This is a genomic window from Kitasatospora sp. NPDC051853 (assembly GCF_044452665.1).
Taxonomy (GTDB): Bacteria; Actinomycetota; Actinomycetes; order Streptomycetales; family Streptomycetaceae; genus Kitasatospora.
In genome coordinates this window covers 89,495-108,277 of sequence record NZ_JBITBY010000004.1, presented here as the reverse complement: position 1 = coordinate 108,277, position 18,783 = coordinate 89,495, and the positions used below count along the sequence as shown (strand labels likewise).

Sequence of the window (18,783 nt, the reverse complement as noted above, 5' to 3'; positions counted from 1 at the left end):
TCGGCTGCGCCCACCGCCCGCCCGTGAACGCCGCTCGGCCGACCTGCCGTCAGGAGCCCCACCGGGAGGCCCGCGCCGCGAGTTCGACGGCGGTGACGCCGCCGGGTTCGCCGCGTTCGCGGAGGAACTCGCCGGGCAGGGTGTAGCGGGCACCGGCCTGCGGCGACCGGGCGGCCTGCCGGACGATGTCGTCCACCAGCACGGTGGCCATGTCCAGGCGCGGGTGACGACCGTGGAGTGCCTCGGCCTGGGCGTCGGTGACGAACTCGCTGCCGACGCCGAAGTCCAGGCCGACGCCCCGCCGGGTCAGGTAGGCCAGTGCGCCCCGGCGTTCGGCGATGCCGCCCGAGCTGTGCAGGGCGATCGCCTCCCACACCGGATCGGTCCGATCGGCACCGTAGCCGTGCTCGGTGAGGAACCGGGCGGCCATGTCGGCGCCTTCCACCTCGAATCGTTCCAGGCCCGGCGCCGACGGCGAGGCGCCGAGGTCGTGCAGGACGCAGGCGTGGAAGAGGAGTTCGGCGTCGAAGTCGGTGCCGGCCTCCAGTCCCTCGTGTTCGGCCGCCAGTACGGCGAACACATAGCTGCGGATGCTGTGGTTCGCGACGGGTGCGCTCTCGCACGACCGGACGAGCTCGACGGCGGCACGGGCGACGGGATTGTCCGGAAGCATCGGCAGGATGCGGTCTTCGGTGTCCATGAGGCGACCCTAGGAGCGCGTCGGGCCCCTCCGGCAGTGGCACGCGTGCCATGCGGCGATAGCATCGTGCCATGACCGGTCAGGCCTCGGGCGAGACGCACCACGTGGTCGTGCTCGCCCTCGAGAACGTCCTCGCGCTGGACCTCGGGATTCCCTGGCAGACCTTCGGAAGCTGGCCGGACGGGCCCTACACGCTCTCGGTCTGCGCCGAACGGCCCGGCCCCGTCCAGGTGCACGGCGGCCCCGCCCTGCACGTCGCGCACGGCCTGGACCGCCTGGCGTCCGCCGACACCGTGATCGTCCCGGGCTACGAGGAGTCGACCGTGCCCGGCGCCGCAGTGACCGGTGCACTGGCGGAGGCGGCGGCCCGCGGCACCCGCATCGCGTCCATCTGCACCGGTGCGTTCGCCCTCGCCGCCGCCGGCCTGCTCGACGGCCGCCGGGCCACCACGCACTGGCTGTACGCACGGGAACTGGCCAGGCGGTACCCCCGGGTGACGGTCGTGCCCGAGGACCTGTACGTCGACGAGGGCCAGGTCCTCACCTCGGGCGGGGTGTCCGCCGGCCTGGACCTGTGCCTCCACCTCATCCGCCGCGACCACGGTCCGCACCTGGCGAACCGGCAGGCCCGCATGCTGGTGGCCGCACCGCACCGGCGGCCAGGCCCAGTTCATCGACCTGCCGGTGCGGCCCGGGTCGTCGGCCGTCCCCGCCCTGTACGACTGGGCGCTGCGCAACCTCCACCGACCGCTCACCGTCGACCAGTTGGCGCACCGGGCCGGTCTGTCCCGACGGACCCTGATCCGCCGCTTCCACGCCGACACCGGCCAACCACCCATGCGCTGGCTGCTCGATGCCCGGCTCTCCCGTGCCCGCGAACTCCTCACCTCCGGCGATCTCACGGTCGAAGCCATCGCCCGCCGCTGTGGCCTGGGCACCCCGGCCAACTTCCGAACCCTGTTCAAGACGCACGTCGGGGTCCCGCCGAGCACGTACCGCGAGACGTTCAACGGCAGCGCCGGCCTGCCCGATTTCCGCCGGTAACGGATTGACGGGTGCTCGCGCGAGGGGAAGGCTGGGAGCAAGTACGTCCTACCTGTACGGCGTCACCGCACGTCGTCTGCCGAGTGGCCCACGCGCCGGTCGGCCCCGGGGCGGACGCGGCACCCACAGCCGCCCGCCACCGCACGGGCCACCGCCGAACGCTCCGTGGTCCTCGGTGCGGAGAGGCAGAGTGGGCCAGATGTCCGCGTTCCCCGTCGGTCTGCAGCGACTGTCCGGACGACGTGTCCGGAGACACCGGGCCGGGGTGGCGGCGGTGGCGGGCCTGGTGCTCGCCCTCGTGCTGCCCTCCGCCGCGACGGCCGCGCCGGGCGGCCCGGATCCCGGGTTCGGCACCGCCGGGAAGGTGACGACCGACTTCGGGCCGGGCGGCGAGGACCAGGCCGACGACGTCGCCCTGCAGCCCGACGGCCGGATCGTCGTGGCGGGCAGCAGCAACGGCGACTTCGCGCTGGCCCGCTACAACCCGGACGGCGCCCTGGACCCGGGCTTCGGCACCGGCGGCCGGGTGACCACCGACATCGCGGGCGGCGCCGACGCCGCGTCAGCCGTGGCCGTGCAGCCGGACGGCCGGATCGTCGCCATCGGCACCAGCGAGGTGCCGGAGAACGGCTGCTGCTGGTTCACGGTGGTCCGGTACCAGGCCGACGGCCGCCCGGACACCACCTTCGGCACCGGCGGCACCGTGGTCACCGACTTCGGCACCGGCGGCGCGGACTCCGGTCTCGCGGTGGCGTTGCAGTCCGACGGCAAGATCGTCGGAGCCGGCCACCGGGGCGGCGAGTTCGCCCTCGCCCGGCTGAACGCCGACGGCGGCCTGGACACCACCTTCGGCACCGGCGGCACGGTGGCCACCGGCTTCGGCACCATCGCGTACGGCCTCGCCGTCCAGCCCGACGGCCGGATCGTCGCGGCCGGCTACACGGGTTTCACCGCCTTCGACTTCGGTCTGGCCCGGTACCACGCCAACGGCAGCCTGGACACCACCTTCGGCACCGGCGGCACCGTGGTCACCGACTTCGGCGGCTACGAGACCGCGTACGACGTGGCGGTCCAGCCCGACGGCCGGATCGTCGCCGCGGGCTCCGGCGGGGCCGGTTTCGGTCTCGCCCGCTACCAGGCCAACGGCACCCTGGACACCACCTTCGGCACCGGCGGCAAGGTCCTCCAGGGCGGCAGCGGCACCGGCTACTCACTGGCGCTCCAGCCCGACGGCCGCCTGCTGGTCGCCGGTGCGGCCGTCGGCGCCGGCGGCTCCGACTTCGTCCTGGCCCGCTACGCCGCCAACGGCGTGCTCGACCCCACCTTCGGCACCGGCGGACGCGCGGTCACCGACTTCGGCGGCCATGACGTGGCGTCAGGCGTGGCCCTGCGGTCCGACGGCACGATCGTGGCCGTCGGCACCGGCGGGTCCGACTTCGCCCTGGCGGGCTACGAGGGTGGCGGAAGCCCGCCTCCGCCGCCTCCCTCCGGTGCCGACCTGGCGGTGACGGCGGCCGGACCGGGCGCCGTGAGCCTGGGTGACCAGGGCACGCACACCTACACCGTGACCAACGCCGGCCCCGTCACGGCCACCGCCGTGACCCTGACCGACACTCTCACCGGCCCGGGCACCCTGCTCTCGGCCACCCCCGGCCAGGGTTCCTGCACCCGGACCGCGACCAGCGCCACCTGCGCCCTCGGCACCCTCGCCCCGGGCGCCCGGACCACCGTCACCGTGACGGTGGAGCCCACCGCCCTCGGCACCCTCGCCCAGACCGCCAAGGTGACGGCCACCGAACCCGACCCGGCCACGGCCGACAACACCGCCCGGCCGGCCACCCCGGTGAACAACGCGCTCGGCTGCACCATCCTCGGCACCAGCGGCCCCAACACCCTCACCGGCACCAGCGGCAACAACGTGATCTGCGCCTTCGGCGGTGACGACGTCATCTACGCCGGCGGCGGCAACGACACCGTCTACGGCGGCTCCGGCAACGACCGCCCCGACGGCGGCTACGGCGACGACACCCTCTACGGCGGTCCCGGCAACGACACCCTGACCGGCAACTACGGCAACGACCGCCTCGACACCGTCGACAACACCCCGGCCAACGACACCGCCAACGGCGGCCCCGGCACCGACACCTGCACCACCGACCCGTCCGACACCCGCATCGGCTGCCCGTAGCGGCGGCCCGTGCCGGCAGCCGTACGGTGAGGGCATGACGATTCGGGTGATCATCCTCAACGGCGGTTCCAGCTCCGGGAAGTCGAGCATCGTGCGGGAGTTGCAGGAGGTCCTGCCGGAGCCCTGGCTCGCGTTCGGGATCGACGGGTTCGTCGACGCGCTGCCCGCGCGGCTGCGGGACGGGGAGGAGGAGGGGATCACCTTCGCCGCCGACGGCGGGGTGGACGTCGGGGCGGAGTTCCGGGTGCTGGAGGCGGCCTGGGCGGCGGGGGTGGTGGCCACCGCGCGGGCCGGGGCGCGGGTGGTGGTCGACGACGTGTTCCTCGGCCAGGCCGCCTCCCAACTGCGCTGGCAGCAGGCCCTGGAGGGGACGGAGGCGCTCTGGGTCGGGGTCCGCTGCGAGGCCGGGGAGGCCGCCCGGCGGGAACGGCTGCGCGGCGACCGGACCGAGGGGATGGCGGCGCAGCAGGCGGAGCTGGTGCACGTGGGCGTGCGCTACGACCTGGAGGTCGACACCACCCGCACCGCCGCGGCCGACTGCGCCGCCGCCATCGCGGCCCGGGTCCTGGGGAGCTGACCGGGGTCAGTCCGGCCAGGGGTCGGTGGGGAAGCGGGCGGTGAGGGGGCCGTCGGGGCGGGAGCGGTGGATCCAGACGGGCCGGTGGCCGAGTTGGGCGACCGAGGGGGTGACGTAGAGCTGGCCGCGCGGTTCGCCGGGGTCGCTGGTGTCGTAGGCGGCGGCGAGGACCAGCCGGAGCGCGTGGCAGGCGGCGGTGTCCGGGTCGGCGGCGGTGGAGGCGGGGTCGAGGTGGGCGGCCAGGGCGGTGAGGGCGGCCCAGAGGGCGGGGGTGATCCAGGTCACGGGAGCACCGTCCAGGCCGGGGTGGCCGGCGGTGTCGGGGCAGGTGCGGGCCCCTGCGGGGGCGGTGGTGGTATCCATGCCGGGACCGTACGGCGGGGCACCGACAGACCCCGGCGGCCGGCTGTCGGTGCGTCAGGAGAGGATCGGCGCAGCGGAGTTGGGTGAGGCGCCCCCGGCCCGGCCGCTGCTCCGCGCTCCCCGGTGGGCGGTGGCCCGCGGCCCCGGGACGGCGCGCTGGCAGAATGCCGGGATGACCGTCTTCGCCTGCCTGGCCTGCGCCGCGCCCCTGACCGCCGAGGTCCGCCGGGCCAAGCCCGCCCGTGACGCCGGGCAGCGGGACCGGCGCGGGATCGCGAAGCCGGTGATGGTGCGGGGCACCTTCATGACCGTCGAGGCGCCGGACCGCTTCGTGCTGCACCCCGACGACCTGCCGGGCACGGCGCCGCACCCGGACGAGGACCGCCTCAACGGCTGCTGCCGGCTCGACGGCCTGGACGGGCCCAACCTGGTCTGCGCGGCCTGCGGCGCCGAGGTCGGCACCCGGGAGTCCGACTGCTGGACCCGGAACCAGGTGCTGCTCGACGCCTCCGCCGTACGGGGCCCGAGCGGGTGAACCGGCCGCCGTACGGGGCGCGTTCCTTTGCCGCACCGGCCACCGGGCGCTGAACTGGCGGCCCGGCGGGCGAGAGGCGAGGGGTGTGCGGTGCGCGGCAAGAGGGCGGCAGTGGCGGTGGCCGGGACGGGACTGGTGGTCGCGGCGGTGGTGGGCGGGGTGGCGGCCCGTGACGGCGGGGCGGCGCGGAGCCGGCCGGTGACCACGGACGAGGCGGCGCGGCTGGCGCTGTCCCGGCTGACCAGTTACGCGGCGAGCCCGGTCGTGGTCGAGGTGGAGGTCCCGGACGGCGAGGCCCGGACGGAGGTGCGCGGGCTGGTGGACTACCGGACGGGGCACGCCGTCGGGGCGTACACGTCGGCCACCGGAGCGGCCGGGCTGGTCGCCTGGGACACCACCGGCCTGGGCGTGGCCCCGGACGGGACGCGCAGGACGGTGCCGGAGGCGGCGCGCGCCGCGGAGACGATGCCGCCCGCCGCCTGGTCGGCGCGCACGTACACCACCGACCCGCTCGACGCGGCCCTGCGCGTCCTGATGGCCCTCGGCGCCGACCGTCCCGACAACGCCCAGCTGCTCGCCCGGGCCGGGGCCCGCTGGCTGCGCGACGAGCGGCTGGACGGCGGCCACGTCTACGGCGTGTTCTCGGGCCCGCTGCCGAGGGAGGACGCGGACGGCGAGGCCCGGCTCTCCTACTGGGTGGACGCGGACGGGAACCTGCGCAGGTTCCAGCTGCGGGTGGACGGCCTGGCCCGGCCGGTGACGGTGGACCTGACGGGGCGTCGGGCGCCGGAGCGGGTACCGGCGACGCCGTGGGAGGTCACCGGCCGGCCCACGGCCGCGCCCTCGCCGTGAGTGCCCGGACGGACCAGCGCACGCTCGCCCGGACGGGCGGAATCCCCCACCGCCCGGGGTCCACCGACGGGAGCGCCCAGGTGCCCGGGCACCCGCGATTGCGCACCGCACCCGGCTCCCGGGGCCGGGCCGGGCCCGGCGACACGGCGGCCGCGCGCGACTCGCAGCGGCCCCGCCCAGCGGGTTCAATCGCCACCGTGCACTCCTCCCCGTCCGGCCACCGGCCGCTCCCCCGGCGCCTGATCCTGGGCGGCGCCGCCGCCCTGACCGCCGGGGCCGCCCTCGCCGCCACCGCGCCCCGGCCCACCAGGACGACGGCCGAGGCGCCGCCCCCACCGGGGCCGGCCTCGGCCGCGACGCCGCAACTCCTGCTCACCGAGCGGCAGTCGCCCCACACCCTGGTGCTCGCCTACGACCTCCCCGAGGCCGTCACCGGCCACTCCGGCGCGGCCGCCCTGCGCGCCCTGTGCGCGGCCTGGACCCGCTCCCTGGACGGGAACCCGCGCGCCGCGCTGGCCCTCGGCCCGGGCGCGCTGCACCGCCTGCCGCTGAACGCCCCCGCCCTGGCCGAGCTGCCGCCCTTCCCGGGCGACCGGCTGGACCCGGCGCGCAGCGGCGCGGACGTGCTGATCCAACTCTGCGGGGCCGAGGGGCCGGAGCGGCTCGCCGAGGCCGCGGCGGCGCTGGACCGCCGGGCGGCCGGGCTGCTGACGCCCCGTTGGCGGCAGGCCGGGGCCCTTCCGGCGACCGCGCCCGGCGAGACGCCGCGCAACCTCTTCGGCTTCAAGGACGGCACCGCCAACCCCGCCCCGGCCGAGCGTGACCGGATCTGGCTCACGGAGGGCCCGTACGCGGGCGGCTGCCACCTGGTGTACCGGCGGATCGCGATGGACACGGCCGGCTTCGCGGCCCTCCCGACGGAGCGTCAGGAGGAGGTGTTCGGCCGCCGCAAGGAGGACGGCAGCCCGCTCGGCGGCAGCACCGAGCAGGACGAGCCGGACCTGTACGCCAAGTACCCGGACGGCGCGTACGTGGTGCCCGCCACCTCCCACGTCCGGCAGGCCAGCCCCCGCCAGGACGGCGGTGCCCGGATGCTCCGGCTGGGCTACGGCTACCAGGACGGCCCCGGGGACGAGGGGTTGGTGTTCTGCGCCTACCTGCGCGACCCGGAGCACTTCGTCCGGGTGCAGCGGCGCCTGGCCGAGAAGGACGCGCTGTCCGCCTTCACCGAGCACCGGGCCTCGGCGGTCGGCTGGGTGCCGCCCGCCGGGCCGGACGGCGTCCCCGTCTTCTGACCGGCGGTCAGTCGAGCACCGCCTGGGCGTCGATCTCGACCAGCATCGGCTCCTGCGGCAGCTCGCAGAAGATCGTGGTGCGGCAGGGCTTCACCCCGCCCGGCTTGACGTTCTCCTCGATGAAGGCGGCGTAGACCTCGTTCATCAGGGCGAAGTCGGAGCGCTTGGTGAGGTAGACGCGGAACATGACCACGTCCTCGACGGTGCCGCCGCCGGCCTCGACGATCGCCTTGACGTTCTCCAGCGTGCGGCGGGTCTGCGCCTTCACGTCGCCGTGGTGGAGGTACTCGCCGGTGGCCGGGTCCTGCGGGCCCTGGCCGGAGACCTGGAGGATCGGGCCCTTGCGGACGCCCTGGGAGAACATCCAGGCGGGGGCGGGGGCGCCGTCGGTGCGGATCTCGGTCTTCTCTGACATCTTCTCGGGGTCTCCTTGCTGAGGAACCATCAGGGGGTCTTGGGGGGCAGCCCGGCGTCGGCCGAGATCGCGGCGGCGGTGGCCCGCAGCTGGGGCACCAGCTCCAGCACCCGCTCGTACGGGAGCACCACGTCCGGCACCGAGATGGAGGCGGCCGCGACCACTCGCCCGGTGGCGTCCCGGACCGGCGCGGCCACGCAGTTGATGAAGGACTCGTGCTCGGCGTGGTCCTGGGCCCAGCCCTGGGCCGCGACCACGTCCAGCTCGGCGAGCAGGGCGGCCGGGTCGGTGATGGTGCGGGGGGTGTGCCGGGTGAACTCGATCGTCTCGACCACCCGGCGCCGTTCGGCGAGCGGGAGGTCGGCAAGCAGGACCTTGGCCACGGCGGTGTTGTGCAGGGCGGCCCGCAGGCCGACCCGGGAGTACATCCGCACCGGGTGCCGGGAGTCGTACTTGTCGATGTAGACCACCTCGCCGCCCTCGTAGGCGGCCAGGTGGACGGTCTGGCCGGTGGCGGCGTTGAGCTCGCGCAGGTGCGGGGCGGCCACCGCGCGGATGCCACGCTGCTCCAGGGCCAGCCCGGCCAGGGCGAAGAGGCCGGCGCCCAGGTGGTAGCGGTAGGCGGCGTCGCGGTAGACGAAGCGCTCCTCCTCCAGGGACTGGAGGAGGCGGAGCACGGTGGTCTTGTGCACCCCGATCAGTTCGGCGAGCTGGTCCAGGGAGCGTTCGCCCTCGCCGAGTTCGGCGAGCAGGCGCAGGGCGCGGGTGACGGTCTGGCTCATGCCGGGTCCGCGGTGGTCAGGTCCATGGTGGTCAGCTCCGTGGTGCACGTCAGGGAAGGACAGGGGACACGATGCCATCCGCCGTCACCCTGGTCGCGGCCCACTCCTGTGCCGAGGCGGCCAGCAGGGCGGTGATCACCCGCCCGGGGGGCAGCACGCCGTGGTCGCCGGGGGTGGTGAGGGCGGAGGCGGCGGAGAGGTGACCGAGCCTCAGCCGCTCGCGGGCGCCGAGCCCGCGCAGGGTGCCGGCCAGGTAGCCGGCCGCGAAGGCGTCGCCGGCGCCGGTCGGCTCCAGCACCTCCACCGCCAGCGCGGGCTCGGTGACCACGGTGCCGTCCTTGGCCAGGGCGCCGGCCTGGTGGGCGGCGTCCTTGACCACCAGCACCTCCGGGGAGGGGAAGAGCTCGCGCAGCTTCCCGGGGTCGCCGACGCCGAAGGCGGCCTCGGCCTCGTCGGCGCCGAGCAGCAGCACGTCGGCGGCGTCCAGCAGGGCGGGCAGCACGGCGGGGTCGCGGTCCCGCCACAGGGCCGGGCGCCAGTTGAGGTCGAAGCTGACCAGGCGTCCGGGGCGGCGGTCGGCGAGCAGGGCGCGGACCAGGGCCAGGCAGCTGTCGGAGAGGGCGGGGGTGATGCCGGAGAGGTGGAGCAGCCGGGCGCCGTCGAGCAGGCGGGCGACGGCCGGTTCGGCGAGCACGGCCGGGGAGAGGGCGGAGGCGGCGGAGCCGGTGCGGTAGTAGTGCAGGCGGCTGCGGCCGGGGCCGAGGTCGTGCGGGTGGGAGGTGCCGCCGGTCTCCTTGAGGTAGACGCCGGTGGCGCGGTGGGGGTCGGTGAGCACCCCGGAGACGTCCACCCCGCGGGCGGCCAGCTCCTCGGTGAGGCGGCGGCCGAAGCCGTCCGCGCCGACCCGGCTGACCCAGGCGCTGGGCACGCCGAGGGCGGCCAGGCCGCAGGCGACGTTGGACTCGGCGCCGCCGACGGCGGGGGCGAAGGAGTCGACGGTGTCCAGCGGCCCCCGACGGTCCGGCAGCAGCACCGCCATCGACTCACCGAGGCAGACCGCTTGGGGCGTTCCGGCTCCCCCGTGGTGAACAGTCATGGTGTGCACTCCCCTGTGACCGGGCGGTCCGTTGACTGCGCCCGGCCCGAATGCTAGAACCGTCCTACCAACATGCGCAATGCACGTTGCACATGTTGCAACTTCATCGGAGGTACCGCAGTGGGCCCGCAGTGCTACGCGACCGGCAGCGAGGGACCGGGGATCGACGGCGGCCTGGTGGCCGCCCTCGACGAGGAGAGGCTGGACTGGCGGTTCAAGGCGCTGCCGCCGGCCGCCTGGGGCCTGACGGTCCGTGAGTACCTGGCCACCGCACCGCGCCTGACCCGGCTCGGCACCCCGCTGCTCACGCTCGACGCGGGCGCCCTGGCGCACAACCTGCGCACCATGGCCGCCTGGTGCGACGAGGCCGGGGTCTCGCTGGCCCCGCACGGCAAGACCACCATGGCCCCCGCCCTCTGGCGGTCCCAGATCGAGGCCGGCTGCCACGGCATCACGCTGGCCAACCTCTCCCAGCTCCGGGTCGCCCGGGCCTTCGGCGTACAGCGGGTGCTGCTGGCCAACACCCTGCTCGACCCGGGCGGGCTGGCCTGGCTGGCGGGCGAGCTGGCCGCCGACCCGGAGTTCGCCGTGGTCTCCTGGGTGGACTCGGTGGCCAGTGTCCGGCTGATGGACCGGGCGCTGCGCACCGCCGCCGCCGAACGCCCGGTGGAGGTGCTGGTCGAGCTCGGCGGCCCGCGCGGCCGCACCGGCGCCCGGGGCGTCCCGGAGGCCCTGGAGGTGGCCGCCGAGGTGCTCCGCTCGCCCACCCTGCGCCTCGCCGGGGTCGGCGGCTACGAGGGCGCGCTGGCCCACGACGCGACCACCGCCGGGCTGGACACCGTCCGCGACTACCTGCGCCAACTCGCCTACCTGCACCGCTCGCTGGCCGACGACTACCCCGGCCCGCACCCCCTGGTGACGGCCGGCGGCAGTGCCTACTTCGACACCGTGGTGGAGGAGCTGGCCCCCGTCGCCCGGGAGGTCGGCGGCGCCCCGCTGGTGCTGCGCTCCGGCGCCTACCTGGTGCACGACGACGGCTTCTACCGGGGCATCTCCCCGCTGGCCCGGGACGGCCGGGGCCGCCCGTTCCGCTCCGCCATGCACGGCTGGGCCCGGGTGGTCTCGCACCCCGAGCCGCAGCTGAGCCTGCTGGACGGCGGCAAGCGCGACTTCCCCTACGACGAGGGCCTGCCCGAGCCGCAACTCGTCCGGGGCGGCGGGGAGTTGAAGGGAGCCGTGGTCACCGCGCTGAACGACCAGCACGCCTTCCTGCGCGACGCGGGCGAGGCCGCCCCAGTCGGCGCGGTGGTCCGGCTGGGCCTCTCGCACCCGTGCACCGCCTTCGACAAGTGGCAGCTCATCCCGGTGCTGGACGACGCCGACGCGCCGGAGCCGCTGGTGACCGGCCTGGTGCGGACCTTCTTCTGATGGCCGACCTGCTCTTCCGCGGCGCCACCGTGGTCGACGGCAGCGGCGCCGACCGGTACCGGGCCGACGTCACCGTCACCGACGGCCTGGTCGAGGAGATCGGCACCGGCCTGACCGCCCGTCAGGTGATCGACGCCGACGGCCTGGTGCTGGCCCCCGGCTTCATCGACATGCACGCCCACTCCGACCTGCGGCTGCTGGCCGAGCCCGCCCACCCGTCCCGGGTCACCCAGGGCGTCACCTGCGAGGTGCTCGGCCAGGACGGCCTCTCCTACGCCCCCGTGGACGAGGCCACCCTGCCCGCCCTGCGCCGCCAACTCACTGGCTGGAACGGCGATCCGGACGGCTTCGACTGGAACTGGCGCAGCGTCGGCCAGTACCTGGACCGCCTGGACGCGGGCATCGCGGTCAACGCCTGCTACCTGGTGCCGCACGGCTCGCTGCGGATGCTGGCGATGGGCTGGGAGAACCGCCCGCCGGCGCCCGCCGAGCTCAGCCGGATGCGCGGACTGCTGGCGCAGGGCATGACGGAGGGTGCCGTCGGGCTCTCCACCGGGCTGACGTACACCCCGGGGATGTACGCGGACACCGCGGAGCTGGTCTCGCTCTGCGAGGTGGTGGCCCACTACGGCGGCTTCCACGCGCCGCACCAACGCTCGTACGGCGCGGGCGCGTTGGAGGGGTACGCGGAGATGGTGGAGATCTCCCGGCGGTCCGGCTGCCCGCTCCACCTGACGCACGCCACGATGAACTTCGGGGTCAACCGGGGCCGGGCCGGCGAGCTGCTGGAGCTGGTGGACCGGGCGCTGGCCGACGGGGTCGACCTCACCCTGGACAGCTACCCCTACCTGCCCGGCTCCACCACCCTGGCCGCCCTGCTGCCCAGTTGGGCCACCGAGGGCGGCCCGGACGCCACCCTGGCCCGGCTCACCGACCCGGCCGTCCGGGAGGGCGTGCGGATCGAGGTGGAGGAGAAGGGCAGCGACGGCTGCCACGGGGTGGTGACGGACTGGGAGACCATCCAGGTCTCCGGGGTCGGCGAGCCCGCGCTGGCCGACCGGGTGGGCCGTACCGTCGCCCAACTGGCCGCCGCCGAAGGAAAGCCGGGCACCGAGGTGTTCCTCGACCTGCTGCTGGCGGACCGGCTGGCCACCACCATCCTCCAGCACGTCGGCCACGAGGAGAACGTCCGGGCCGTGATGGCCCACCCCGCGCACACCGCGGGCAGCGACGGCCTGCTGGTCGGCGCCCGCCCGCACCCCCGGGCCTGGGGCACCTTCCCGCGCTACCTCGGCCACTACGGCCGGGAGTTGGGCGTACTGACGCTGGAGCAGGCGGTCACCCGGATGACCGGCCGCCCGGCCCGGCGGCTGCGGCTGGACCGCCGCGGGCTGGTCCGCCCCGGCTTCCACGCCGACCTGGTGCTGTTCGACCCGGAGACCGTCCGGGACGCGGCCACCTTCGACCACCCCCGCACCCCCGCCGTCGGCATCGAGCACGTCTACGTCAACGGCCGCCCCGTCCTCTCGCAGGGCCGGCCGACCGGCGCACTGCCCGGCCGCGCCCTGCGCCGCACCGAACAAGGGACCCGAGCCCGATGACCACCACCGCACTCTCCCCCGAGGGCCTGCGCGCCGCGCTGGCCGAGGACCCGGTGATCGCCGTGGTCCGCGCCCCGCGCATACCCGACGCCGCCGCACTCTGCGAGGCGCTCGCGGCCGGCGGCATCGGCTGGACCGAACTCACCTTCACCACCCCGGAGGTGACCACCCACCTGGCCCGCGCGGCGGCCGCCGGGCACCCCGTCGGGGTGGGCACCGTGCTCACCGCCGAACAGGCCCGGCAGGCGCTGGACGCCGGGGCGGGCTTCCTGGTCACCCCCGGGCTGCGGGCCGAGGTGGCGGAGGCCGCCCACCGGGCCGGAGCGCCCGTGCTGCTCGGGGCGCTCACCCCGACCGAGGTGGCCGCCGCGCTGGACCTGGGCGCCGCCGCCGTGAAGGTCTTCCCCGCCAAGGCCTTCGGCCCCGGCTACTTCAAGGACCTCCAGGGCCCCTACCCGGGCGTGCCGCTGGTCGCCTCCGGCGGGGTCAACGCGGGCAACGCCGCCGACTTCCTGGCCCACGGCGCCCTCGCCGTCTGCGCGGGCACCGACGTGGTGCCCCCGGCGGCGGTCGCGGCCGGGGACTGGGCCGAGATCACCCGCCGGGCCAAGGCCTTCACCGAGGCACTGCGGCGGAGCTGACGGGCCGTCGGGCGGCCGCGGCGCACGGGGTCAGCAGGTTCCGGCCGGCCCGGCCCTGGTGTCCTCCCCCGGAGCGCCCGCCGTCGCGGGAGGGTTCGCCGGGCCCCGCGTCCGCCCCGCCGTTCCGGTTCCGCCCCGGAACGGGCCACCCGGCCGTTCCGACGATTCCTCCCCACATGATCGAATCGAGCCCGGAGCGCCCCGCGCGGGGGCGGGCACGGAGCGGGGGGACCGGACGGTGGCGGCCAGGGGTGGACGGGTGGCGGTGCTCGGCGGCGGGGTGGCCGGGCTCACGGCGGCGACGGAACTGGCCGAGCGCGGCTTCGAGGTGACGGTGGTGGAACCCACCGGCTGGGGCGGCAAGGCCCGCAGCTCCTCGGTGCCCGGCACCGGCACCGGCGGACGGCTCGACCTGCCGAGCGAGCACGGCTTCCGGTTTTTCCCCGGCTTCTACCGCAGCCTCCCCGACACCCTGCGCCGGATCCCGTTCGCCGGGCGGCCCGACGGGGTCGCGGGGAACCTCCGCGAGGCCACCCACATGCTCTCGGCCCGCTCCGGCCGGATCGGCGAGCGCCTCACCGACGTCTCGTCGGCCGCCGGGGCGCGCAGCCCGCTGGAGTTCCTCCGGGCCATCGGCCTGGGCACCGGCGGCACCGGGCTCAGCTCCGAGGAACTGCTCTACTACGCCAACCGCCTGCTGGTGTACATCACCAGCAGCGAGGAGCGCCGTCTCGGCCAGTGGGAGTCCACCTCCTGGTGGGACTTCAGCCGGGCCGACGGCGCCTCGGAGGAGTACCGCAAGGCCTGCGTGGTCGGCACCACCCGCACCGTGGTGGCGGCCCGGGCCGAGGTCTGCAGCACCCACACCGTCGGCGGCTTCCTGGAGGCGTTCTGCTACGGCTTCCTCGGCCGCGGCGAGGTGCAGCCGGCCGACCGGGTGCTGAACGGCCCGACCAGCACCGCCTGGATCGACCCGTGGGTCCGTCACCTCGCCTCCCTGGGCGTCCGGTTGGAGCTGGGCCGGCGGGTGGAGCGGCTGACCGTCTCCGGCGGCGCGGTCACCGGCGCGGTACTGCGCGGGCCGCACGGCGAACGCGAGGAGCTCACCGCCGACTGGTACGTCTGCGCCCTGCCGGTGGACCGGCTCGGCCCGCTGCTGGAGCGCGGACTCGCGGCGGCCGACCCGGAGTTGAAGAGCGTGACCGAGCTGCGCACCGACTGGATGGTGGGCATCCAGTTCTACCTGCGGGAGCCGGTGCCGGTGGTCCGCGGCCACGTGCTCTTCCTGGACTCCCCCTGGGCCCTGACCTCGATCAGCCAGGCCCAGTTCTGGGACCACGACTTCCGGGCCACCTACGGGGACGGCACGGTGGCGGACTGCCTCTCGGTGGACGTCTCCGCCTGGGACACCCCCGGCGTCCTGTACGGCAAGCCGGCCCGGGAGTGCACCCGGGCCGAGGTCGCCGCCGAGGTCTGGGCCCAGCTCTGCGACGGCCTGAACGGCCCCGGCCGCCCCGGGCTGCACCCCGGCCTGCTGCACTCCTGGCACCTGGACCCGGCCGTCCGCGGCCTGGACGGCCCCGGCCCGGCCGTCAACGACGAGGCCCTGCTCATCAACACCACCGGCTCCTGGGCCGCCCGCCCGTCCGCCGTCACCGCCGCCCCCAACCTCTTCATGGCCGGCGACCACGTCCGCTGCCCGGTCAACCTCGCCACCATGGAGGGCGCCAACCAGGCGGCCCGCCTGGCGGTCAACGCCCTGCTGGAGGCCGCCGGGCACCCGGCCGACCCGGCCGAGGTGCACCGGCTCCACCAGCCGGAGGAGCTGCGGCGGCTGAAGGAGGTGGACGCCGAGCTGTACCACCAGGGCCGCCCCCACCTGCTGGACGGCCCGGCCCCGTGGGAGCCGAGGGCTTAGCCGGGCGGTCAGTGCTCGCGGTCGACCACCAAGGCCACCAGCAGGGCGAGTTCGGCCGCCGCGTCGGGGTCGCCGGTGAGCCCGGCCAGGCGGGTGCGGGCCGCGGCGGCGTGGGCGGCGGCCCGGTCCGTGGTCCAGCGGCGGCCGCCGGCCAGCTCCACCAGCCGGGCCAGCTCCTCGGGCCGGGCCTGCGGGCGGCGGTACTCCCGGGCGAGCTCCGCGCCCTCCGGCGTACCGGAGGTGAGGGCGGCCACCACCGGGACCGAGAGCTTGCGGCGGGCCAGGTCGGCGAAGACCGGCTTGCCGGTGACCGCCGGATCGCCCCAGATGCCGAGCAGGTCGTCGGTCATCTGGAAGGCCGTCCCGAGGTCCTGCCCGAAGGCCGCCCACCCGGCTGCCGCCTCCGATCCGGCCCCGCCGTAGAGCGCGCCGAGGCGGCAGGCGCAGGCGAACAGCGAGGCGGTCTTGGCCTCGACCATCTCCAGGCACTCCTCCAGGGAGACCGCGTCCCGCCGCTCGAAGACCAGGTCGAGGCCCTCCCCGACGGCGAGCGCGACCAGGGTCTCCAGCAGGGCGGCGGAGGCCTCCCGGGCCACCGGTCCGGGGGTGCCGTCCGGGCCGGTGAGCACGTCGAAGGAGGTGAGCAGCAGCGCGTCGGCGGCGCGGGCGGCCGCCGAGGGGCCGAACACCCGCCAGGCGGCGTCCCGGTGACGGCGCACCGGATCGCCGTCCAGCACGTCGTCGTAGAGCAGCGAGAGGTTGTGCACCATCTCGACCGCGGCGGCGGCCGGCACGGCCGACCGGGCGTCGCCGCCGACCGCCCGCGCGCAGGCCAGGGTCAGCGCGGCCCGGACGGCCTTTCCGCCTTCCCCGGCCCCCGCCCAGCCGAACTGATAGGCCGCCACCTCTCCCGGAATACCGTCGAACTCCCGTACCCAGCTGCGCAGTTGCCCTTCACAGGCCTCACCCGCCGCACGCAGCAGCGCCTCGACCGAGGACACCCGCGGGTCAGCCGCGCAGCTTGCGGTAGCGACGGTGCAGGCGCTGGAGGGTGACCAGGCTGTCCATCCGGTCCTCCAGGGTGAGGCGGTACTTGAGCTTGGGCAGCGGGCGCAGGCCCTCCAGCTTCTCCACCCCGATCTCCCGGAGCAGCCGGCTGACGCTCTCCTGGTACGCCGCACGGTAGTTGGCGTCCCCGTCCGGCACGGTCGAGAAGAACATCGGGATCTCCTCGGTCAGGCAGTTGGCGTCGTAGGCGGCCAGGTACTCCTCGCGGAACTTCGCCTCGGGCCGAGCCTGCAGCCACTCGCGGACCAGCTGCATCGAGCGCACCCGGTCGGTCAGGCCGCGGGTGTCGGTGCGCTGCTGGGTGATGGAGGCGCCGTCCTCGCGGATCCGCCAGTGGTAGATCGGCTCGGAGAGCACGTCCACGCTCTTGGCCAGGAAGTGGTGCGGCACGCTGACCGGGGCGTCCTCGTAGAGGATGCCCTCGGGGTAGAGCACGCCGGCCGCGTCGAAGAAGGAGCGGCGGTAGACCTTGTTCCAGGCCGTCCGGTCGGTGAGCAGCGCGGGGAACTCGCTGACGTGGGTCTGCAGCCGGGTGCGGCCGAAGGCGCGGCGGTGGGCGCCGGAGGGCTGGAGGCCGGCGATCCGCAGGCGCAGGGTGTTGCCGGTGACGAAGTCCGAGCCGGTCTGCTCCAGGGTGGAGATCATCAGCCGGTAGGCGCCGGACGGCACGGTGTCGTCGCTGTCCACGAAGGTGAGGTAGGTGGAGCCGGGCGAGATGTTGCGGTAGCCGGTGTTGCGGGCCGCGCCGAGGCCCTTGTTCTCCTGCCGCACCAGCCGGAAGCGGGAGTCCTTGGCCACGTACCGCTCGGCGAGGGCGGCGCTGGAGTCGGTCGAGCCGTCGTCCACCATCACGCACTCGAAGTCGGTGAAGGTCTGCGCGGCGATGGAGTCGAGGCACTCCTCCAGGTACTGCTCGACGTTGTAGACGGGGACGACGACGGAGAGCTGGGGAGCCATCGGCTGGCTGGCCTTTCGGAGCGGGGCGGGCGGCCACGGGGGTGCATCAGTCGGGAGGCCCCAGCTTATGACAGCGGCCGCGCGGCTCCGCCCGCCCGCCTCCCGTCCGCCTCCCGCCCGCCCCCGTCCGCGCGGACCGGCGCCGCCCTCCCCGGGCCCGTGCCCGAACGACCGGGGTGCCGTCGGCCCTGTGGGCGGCCCGTGATACTCATTCGGGCACGGGCGCCGATCATGGCGGCCCGGTGAAGGTTCCGAGGACGACTCCCGGGGGACGAGATCATGGCGCTATTCCGACGGCGGTCCGGCGGTGACGGCTCTTCGGGCCGCTCCGGCTGGGGGTTCGGACGGGCCGCGCGCTCCAAGCAGGTGCCGACGCTGGACCCGACCCTGGGGGACCCTCGGCTCGGCGAGCTGCTCCGGCTGGCGGAGGCGGCGGTGGCCGGCGGTGCGGCCGGCTGGGCCGCGCTGCGGGCCGAGCTGGCCGCCCTGGACGACCAGGCCGACCTGACCAGGGTGATCGACCTGGTGACCGACACCGAGGGCCTGGAGCGCACGCTGGACGCCGCGCTGGCGGCCGACCCGGCGGATGCGCTGACCCTGCTGGTCTCCGGCGCCCGCCAGGTCGCCTGGGCCTGGGAGGCGCGCACCGGCGCCCGGGCGCAGCACGTCTCCGAGGAGCAGTGGAAGCTGTTCGGCGAGCGGCTGGAGAAGGCCGAGGAGCAGCTGCTGGAGGTGGCCGAGCGGGAGCCCGGCTGGCTCGCCCCGTGGTACTTCCTGCAGGTCTCCGGCCGGGGCGCCTCGCTGGGCCACGACGTGGTGCGGGCCCGGTTCGACGCCGCGGTGCGCCGCTACCCCTTCCACCGGGCCTCGTACACCCAGCAGCTCCAGCAGACCTGCCGCAAGTGGGGCGGCTCGCACGAGCAGATGCACGCCTTCGCCCGCTCCTCGATGCTGGCCGCCCCGGTCGGCAGCCGGCTGGCCGAGCTGGTGGTGCTCGCCCACCTGGAGCACTGGCTGGACCTGGAGCCCGGCGAGGACTCGCGGTACCTGAGCAGCCGTCAGGTGGTCGCCGACCTGCGGGAGGCCTACGAGCGCTCGGTCGGCCACCCCGGCTACCAGCGCGAGCCCGGCTGGCAGGGGGCGCACAACACCTTCGCGATGGCGCTCGCCATGGTCGGCGAGAAGTTCTACGCCCGGCGCCTGTTCGAGGAGCTGGACGACGCGGTGACCGAGTTCCCCTGGCAGTACCTGGACCGGGACCCGGTCGCGGCCTTCACCCGGCTCCGCGACTCCTGCGCCCGCTGACCGGCCGTCAGCCCTCCC

At 75.5% G+C, this 18,783-nt stretch carries 18 protein-coding genes and 1 pseudogene; 12 read left to right on the top strand and 7 right to left on the bottom strand.

The features are described from left to right. Positions 1-49: 49 nt before the first annotated feature. Positions 50-700, bottom strand: coding sequence for an HD domain-containing protein (locus tag ACIA8O_RS12785; RefSeq protein ID WP_396293711.1), 651 nt, complete (start codon positions 698-700; stop codon positions 50-52). A gap of 71 nt (positions 701-771) precedes the next feature. On the opposite strand from ACIA8O_RS12785, the pseudogene ACIA8O_RS12780 reads away from it, so the two are divergent. From ACIA8O_RS12780 to cpt, 4 genes and pseudogenes are all read left to right on the top strand, one after another. Beyond that, a pseudogene (locus ACIA8O_RS12780) lies at positions 772-1,233 on the top strand (DJ-1/PfpI family protein); the annotation flags it as partial. A 151-nt stretch (positions 1,234-1,384) separates the two neighbouring features. Then, a complete protein-coding gene (locus ACIA8O_RS12775) occupies positions 1,385-1,744 on the top strand; it encodes a helix-turn-helix domain-containing protein (RefSeq protein WP_396293710.1) in 360 nt (119 codons plus the stop codon). Positions 1,745-1,943: 199 nt separating this feature from the next. Beyond that, positions 1,944-3,932 carry a calcium-binding protein gene (locus tag ACIA8O_RS12770; protein ID WP_396293709.1) on the top strand — a complete coding sequence of 663 codons (1,989 nt, stop codon included), beginning with the start codon at positions 1,944-1,946 and terminating at the stop codon, positions 3,930-3,932. Positions 3,933-3,966: 34 nt separating this feature from the next. Next, positions 3,967-4,509, top strand: coding sequence for a chloramphenicol phosphotransferase CPT (gene cpt / locus ACIA8O_RS12765; RefSeq protein WP_396293708.1), 543 nt, complete (start codon positions 3,967-3,969; stop codon positions 4,507-4,509). A 6-nt stretch (positions 4,510-4,515) separates the two neighbouring features. Here cpt and ACIA8O_RS12760 read toward each other — a convergent pair whose 3' ends face one another. Then, positions 4,516-4,872, bottom strand: coding sequence for a hypothetical protein (locus ACIA8O_RS12760; protein ID WP_396293707.1), 357 nt, complete (start codon positions 4,870-4,872; stop codon positions 4,516-4,518). A 172-nt stretch (positions 4,873-5,044) separates the two neighbouring features. Between ACIA8O_RS12760 and ACIA8O_RS12755 the strand changes: the two genes are divergently transcribed. The 3 genes from ACIA8O_RS12755 to ACIA8O_RS12745 all read left to right on the top strand — a co-directional run bounded on the left by ACIA8O_RS12755 (position 5,045) and on the right by ACIA8O_RS12745 (position 7,554). Then, entirely contained in the window at positions 5,045-5,407 is a 363-nt protein-coding gene (locus ACIA8O_RS12755) for a hypothetical protein (RefSeq protein ID WP_396293706.1), read from the top strand. A 90-nt stretch (positions 5,408-5,497) separates the two neighbouring features. Next, positions 5,498-6,259 carry a hypothetical protein gene (locus ACIA8O_RS12750; RefSeq protein ID WP_396293704.1) on the top strand — a complete coding sequence of 254 codons (762 nt, stop codon included), beginning with the start codon at positions 5,498-5,500 and terminating at the stop codon, positions 6,257-6,259. A gap of 197 nt (positions 6,260-6,456) precedes the next feature. After that, positions 6,457-7,554 carry a Dyp-type peroxidase gene (locus ACIA8O_RS12745; RefSeq protein WP_396293703.1) on the top strand — a complete coding sequence of 366 codons (1,098 nt, stop codon included), beginning with the start codon at positions 6,457-6,459 and terminating at the stop codon, positions 7,552-7,554. A gap of 7 nt (positions 7,555-7,561) precedes the next feature. Here ACIA8O_RS12745 and ACIA8O_RS12740 read toward each other — a convergent pair whose 3' ends face one another. The 3 genes from ACIA8O_RS12740 to ACIA8O_RS12730 are packed head-to-tail and all read right to left on the bottom strand — an operon-like array spanning position 7,562 to position 9,847. Then, complete coding sequence (locus ACIA8O_RS12740; RefSeq protein WP_396293702.1) at positions 7,562-7,969, bottom strand: RidA family protein; 408 nt, start codon at positions 7,967-7,969, stop codon at positions 7,562-7,564. A gap of 29 nt (positions 7,970-7,998) precedes the next feature. Beyond that, positions 7,999-8,751, bottom strand: coding sequence for an IclR family transcriptional regulator (locus ACIA8O_RS12735; RefSeq protein WP_396293701.1), 753 nt, complete (start codon positions 8,749-8,751; stop codon positions 7,999-8,001). A 49-nt stretch (positions 8,752-8,800) separates the two neighbouring features. Then, positions 8,801-9,847 carry a sugar kinase gene (locus tag ACIA8O_RS12730; protein ID WP_396293700.1) on the bottom strand — a complete coding sequence of 349 codons (1,047 nt, stop codon included), beginning with the start codon at positions 9,845-9,847 and terminating at the stop codon, positions 8,801-8,803. A 120-nt stretch (positions 9,848-9,967) separates the two neighbouring features. Between ACIA8O_RS12730 and ACIA8O_RS12725 the strand changes: the two genes are divergently transcribed. The 4 genes from ACIA8O_RS12725 (at position 9,968) to ACIA8O_RS12710 (ending at position 15,435) form a co-directional block, all read left to right on the top strand. Next, on the top strand, positions 9,968-11,275 hold the full coding sequence (locus ACIA8O_RS12725) for an alanine racemase (protein WP_396293699.1): 1,308 nt from the start codon (positions 9,968-9,970) through the stop codon (positions 11,273-11,275). After that, positions 11,275-12,876: an amidohydrolase family protein gene (locus tag ACIA8O_RS12720; RefSeq protein ID WP_396293697.1), complete on the top strand. Its 1,602-nt coding sequence runs from the start codon at positions 11,275-11,277 to the stop codon at positions 12,874-12,876. Before ACIA8O_RS12725 ends, ACIA8O_RS12720 begins: the two co-directional genes overlap by 1 nt. Continuing rightward, positions 12,873-13,517, top strand: coding sequence for a bifunctional 4-hydroxy-2-oxoglutarate aldolase/2-dehydro-3-deoxy-phosphogluconate aldolase (locus ACIA8O_RS12715; RefSeq protein ID WP_396293696.1), 645 nt, complete (start codon positions 12,873-12,875; stop codon positions 13,515-13,517). Before ACIA8O_RS12720 ends, ACIA8O_RS12715 begins: the two co-directional genes overlap by 4 nt. A 238-nt stretch (positions 13,518-13,755) precedes the next feature. Then, entirely contained in the window at positions 13,756-15,435 is a 1,680-nt protein-coding gene (locus ACIA8O_RS12710; protein ID WP_396293695.1) for an FAD-dependent oxidoreductase, read from the top strand. Between the two features lie 8 nt (positions 15,436-15,443). Here ACIA8O_RS12710 and ACIA8O_RS12705 read toward each other — a convergent pair whose 3' ends face one another. Then, positions 15,444-16,340: a polyprenyl synthetase family protein gene (locus ACIA8O_RS12705; RefSeq protein ID WP_396293694.1), complete on the bottom strand. Its 897-nt coding sequence runs from the start codon at positions 16,338-16,340 to the stop codon at positions 15,444-15,446. A 103-nt stretch (positions 16,341-16,443) separates the two neighbouring features. Further along, positions 16,444-17,460 carry a glycosyltransferase family 2 protein gene (locus tag ACIA8O_RS12700; protein WP_396293693.1) on the bottom strand — a complete coding sequence of 339 codons (1,017 nt, stop codon included), beginning with the start codon at positions 17,458-17,460 and terminating at the stop codon, positions 16,444-16,446. 279 nt (positions 17,461-17,739) lie between these two features. Between ACIA8O_RS12700 and ACIA8O_RS12695 the strand changes: the two genes are divergently transcribed. Continuing rightward, a complete protein-coding gene (locus tag ACIA8O_RS12695) occupies positions 17,740-18,765 on the top strand; it encodes a hypothetical protein (RefSeq protein ID WP_396293692.1) in 1,026 nt (341 codons plus the stop codon). Positions 18,766-18,783 lie beyond the last annotated feature (18 nt).

Excerpts from the sequence above, each read along its gene's own strand:
- ACIA8O_RS12755 (WP_396293706.1), top strand. The coding sequence starts at position 5,045 with ATGACCGTCTTCGCCTGCCTGGCCTGCGCCGCGCCCCTGACCGCCGAG.
- ACIA8O_RS12760 (WP_396293707.1), bottom strand. The coding sequence starts at position 4,872 with ATGGATACCACCACCGCCCCCGCAGGGGCCCGCACCTGCCCCGACACC.
- ACIA8O_RS12715 (WP_396293696.1), top strand. The coding sequence starts at position 12,873 with ATGACCACCACCGCACTCTCCCCCGAGGGCCTGCGCGCCGCGCTGGCC.
- cpt (WP_396293708.1), top strand. The coding sequence starts at position 3,967 with ATGACGATTCGGGTGATCATCCTCAACGGCGGTTCCAGCTCCGGGAAG.
- ACIA8O_RS12740 (WP_396293702.1), bottom strand. The coding sequence starts at position 7,969 with ATGTCAGAGAAGACCGAGATCCGCACCGACGGCGCCCCCGCCCCCGCC.
- ACIA8O_RS12735 (WP_396293701.1), bottom strand. The coding sequence starts at position 8,751 with ATGAGCCAGACCGTCACCCGCGCCCTGCGCCTGCTCGCCGAACTCGGC.
- ACIA8O_RS12785 (WP_396293711.1), bottom strand. The coding sequence starts at position 700 with ATGGACACCGAAGACCGCATCCTGCCGATGCTTCCGGACAATCCCGTC.
- ACIA8O_RS12720 (WP_396293697.1), top strand. The coding sequence starts at position 11,275 with ATGGCCGACCTGCTCTTCCGCGGCGCCACCGTGGTCGACGGCAGCGGC.
- ACIA8O_RS12700 (WP_396293693.1), bottom strand. The coding sequence starts at position 17,460 with ATGGCTCCCCAGCTCTCCGTCGTCGTCCCCGTCTACAACGTCGAGCAG.
- ACIA8O_RS12730 (WP_396293700.1), bottom strand. The coding sequence starts at position 9,847 with ATGACTGTTCACCACGGGGGAGCCGGAACGCCCCAAGCGGTCTGCCTC.
- ACIA8O_RS12770 (WP_396293709.1), top strand. The coding sequence starts at position 1,944 with ATGTCCGCGTTCCCCGTCGGTCTGCAGCGACTGTCCGGACGACGTGTC.
- ACIA8O_RS12695 (WP_396293692.1), top strand. The coding sequence starts at position 17,740 with ATGGCGCTATTCCGACGGCGGTCCGGCGGTGACGGCTCTTCGGGCCGC.